The organism is Wohlfahrtiimonas populi (assembly GCF_002006795.1).
Classification (GTDB): Bacteria; Pseudomonadota; Gammaproteobacteria; order Cardiobacteriales; family Wohlfahrtiimonadaceae; genus Wohlfahrtiimonas; species Wohlfahrtiimonas populi.
Genome location: NZ_MVDN01000027.1, coordinates 1 through 3,656, shown reverse-complemented (window position 1 = coordinate 3,656; position 3,656 = coordinate 1). Strand labels below are relative to the sequence as shown.

The window sequence follows — 3,656 nt, the reverse complement described above, 5'->3', positions numbered from 1 at the left end:
CCTTTTAAATAAAATAAAGCCCTGTTACAGTTTGTGTAACAGGGCTATCATCTATGTTTGCCTACAACAAATTAAGTTGCTTAAGCGAGTTGTCCTGCTCCCAATACTCGCCACCCCAAGGAAAATCCTTTGGAATCTGTGGAATTTTGTCAGCCAAGCCATATTCTCTCAGAAGGCTTTTAGCTATTCCTCGCCCATCTTTAAAGCGATCTGTTAATGTTGCTCCCAATCGGTTGTTAAACTTTCTGAGTGCAGCTTCATACTCTTCAAACCAAACTGAAACCCAAATCATGTGAACAGCTAAAGCCACTGTATTTACTCTTAGTGCATCTTCAGGATTGTAAGAAGAATATGGACGCTTGTAATTAAGCATTGCTAAAACTCTATCAAAATCCTTTTCAAGAATTTCTGTATAGCTTCTTACATTAAACTCAGTATGCAAAGCTGGATAAACTTCTTGCCAGCTAATACCTTTATCACGACATAGGCTTTCGACTGCTTTACTGATTATATCTGCTTGCGCTACGGAGATAGTCTTTTCTACTGAGTAATCAGGTTTAGTATGATTTTCAATTAAATCTAATACCCATTTTCTAAACTGTTTCGCAACTTCTGTTCGCGCAAACATTGCTATTAAATGGCATCCACGTAGAGAGAAAATTCTGATAGAGCTTTGTAAATTCCGTGATGCTGTCGAGGTCATTGATTTAGTGACCTCGGTCATTCTATTTGTAAACTCATCATAATTAGCATTATATAAGTTAGCAACGGACTTCTGATTTTGATAGCCAAGCGCAATAGCTAAATCCTTGGATGTAATCCAAATTTGGTCATCTTCTTTGAAAATTTCGATTATTTTTCCATTAAATGATAATGTTTTCATGCTGTTTACTCCTTTTCATTTAAAAACCCATAAAGGGTGATCGGGAGGTTCAAAAACAGCTATCAGACTGCCGGACTTATTTCCACAAGGGTATTTTATTCGTCACCCTCCCGACCAAAGAAGTAATTCTTTTGCCCATACACAAGAACACACAAGGTGAATTATGGACGCAAAAATACCGCATCTTACGGGTAGCGGTTATCCGCTGATAGTAAAGGTTTTGAAGCCTCTAGCTCATTTGAGCTAAGTAAATGATAGCTGAATTTGGGAGGATGTCAACGATATAAAAATACAATACCAATACATTTGACTTTATAACTCGATCAATTTAGACTGCAATTGTTTCGTTCTGGTAATGAAATATTCCACCACCATATGGGATCAGAAAATTCAAAGCCCCATTCGCTTAAATGTTGATGGGGCTTTGAATTTTCATGGTATTTTTTTGGGTTGCCCATTAATTATTAAGTCATAAGCATAAAATAATTTTCTTAGTTCAGTTTTTACTGACGATGCAGTTGAATCACTGGTAAAGCTGTCAAGCCCCCTTTCCTTTATATATTTCTCAATATCTACACCTGCAAAAGATTTAATATTACTGACTATCATCTGTACTTCTTTTGTGCATGCAAGGTTGTAGCTTTTAATATCATCAATACTAGAAAAACCAAGCGCCAATGTTTGTCTGTCTAGTTTAACTGTTGATATGATATCATCCAAGCTATCATGAGCATCGATTCTTTCATTTATTCTTGCTTTTTTACCATCCTCCAGATTAGACAAATCACTATTAAGATACTTAATAAATGGTATTCGCTGAGTAGGCACCATACTTATAATAAAATCAATGGCTAATTTTGATGATATTGCATTTCCTTCATTGAAATAATCAACAAGGTAAGCATCCTCTGTGATATGAGTATAAACAAATTTATCATTACCTAATGCAACAACTAAATTCTTTCCTTCTCTCAGATTCTGTTCCAGCTGATTTAAGTCACTTGGACTTACTAATATATTTTCTAAATTCCCCTTTCCACCCTCTTGTACAATCAAGTCCTTAATCAAGCTTTTATATCGAAGCACATCAGAAGGAAGCATCCCTTCATTGATCTCTGCTATAGATCTAAATATAGAAGAATAGTTATCGGTCCTTACTTTTACAAAAGAAACTCCAAACTCAGAAGAGTGGGTCATATCTAGATTTTGATTATCTTTATCATATTCAACAACAATTATACGCTGAGCTGATTTCCTCTCATCTTCCTGCGGTATTTGCGAAGAAAAGTCAGTCAGTAGCCTTCTAATATTTCTATCCGTTAAAGAATATCCTAAAAATATTATCTGATTAGTAATTAAATTTGATAATATCTTAGCGCTAATCAAGATAGAATTCTTATCGTATAAGTCATAATCATCTTGAGTAATTACTATAGACTGTGAGTCAGAGACATCACCATGTATCTTATACAGCTCAGACCAGCCCTCTGTATCATCAAATAGCCCCTTACTTCCTACATATTTATTGAATACAATGTCCATGTCTTTCAGAATATTTTCTATAAATGGGTCATAATTTGTGGTAATAATCATTTTTGCTCTTTGCAAAAACTTTTTAAACTCCTCCAACTCAACTTGATTAATATCTTCTTTAATCTCATAACTATCAAAATATTGACATATGGAGTATTTAAATGGGGATATTTTCTCATTGTACACTCGTTCTGAGGTCAGACCATTAATTTTAATCTTATCTTTATAAAACATATCATTATATGTATTTTCTATATACTCAGCAGCCTTCGTATTAATCTTATGATCAAGATCTTCTGACGGAGTATCCTCCTCTAAATCTTTTCTTAAAGACAATAGATAATTATAAAATGAAATTTCCTGATCAATTTTACCCCAATACATTTCTAAAAGTTGTACCCAAGTAGGGTAGTCTTTTAAAAACCTCTTTGATATCCCAGATCCAATAAAAACAATTGGATATCGTTTCATACTATTAAAAATATTATTGGTCATTGTCTAGAGCTTCTGCGTGAATTAAATGATTCATCATAACAAAATAAAATAAAATATCTTCTTCAAATTATTTATTTAATATATTTTAATAATATACCAATAAAGAACTCGCCATCAACAAAACCGCACTTAAGCGGCTATCTTGGATAAAACAAAACCCCACTCAAGGGGCGTAAAAAAACCGCGGTTAAGCGGCTTTTAAATCAATATAATTGATCTTATTTTTTTATTCTTTGATTATAAGTTACTGCTTCTATTAAAGAAATCATTACATCATCACTAATAGCATCTACATTAAGATCACTTTCTTTGATTGCTTCTGCTATAACATTGCCATGCTCAATTGCATAATCCAGTTCTTTAGGGTAAAACTTCTCCATAACAGATATGGACAAATCTTTAAAATGTCCTGTTTGTTCTAAGTGATTAGCGATAGAAGATGGAGTAATATCATCACCCAGAGGGATATAACCAGAGTACTTTAAAAGTTCAATATCAATTCTATCCATGGGTATATTTGCCTCATGGGCAATCATTGCTTTTGTCCCATCTAAATCATTAAGTAACGTTTCTAATCTTGCATCTCGCAATGTCGGAATCTCATCTTTAATAATTTGTACCACTGTATCTTTGATGATCTGTTGCTCTAATTGATGTTCTCTGTAAGCATCATTTGCACCAGAAAACCCTGCCCACATTTCATCATTAGTTCCAGGGCTAAATCTAAATGGCGGCCTATTTGTTC

3 protein-coding genes are annotated in these 3,656 nt (G+C 33.8%); all 3 read right to left on the bottom strand.

Going from position 1 to position 3,656, the window contains the following annotated elements; all coding sequences use genetic code 11:
- Positions 1–61: 61 nt before the first annotated feature.
- Positions 62–883 carry a BRO-N domain-containing protein gene (locus tag BZK16_RS13670; RefSeq protein WP_077929442.1) on the bottom strand — a complete coding sequence of 274 codons (822 nt, stop codon included), beginning with the start codon at positions 881–883 and terminating at the stop codon, positions 62–64.
- A gap of 432 nt (positions 884–1,315) precedes the next feature.
- Positions 1,316–2,911 (bottom strand): SIR2 family protein, encoded by a 1,596-nt coding sequence (locus BZK16_RS13665; protein ID WP_077929441.1) that lies wholly within the window; start codon positions 2,909–2,911, stop codon positions 1,316–1,318.
- 218 nt (positions 2,912–3,129) lie between these two features.
- Positions 3,130–3,656, bottom strand: a 527-nt coding sequence (locus BZK16_RS14355; RefSeq protein ID WP_158076870.1) for a hypothetical protein, incomplete at its 5' end; no start/stop codon positions are given.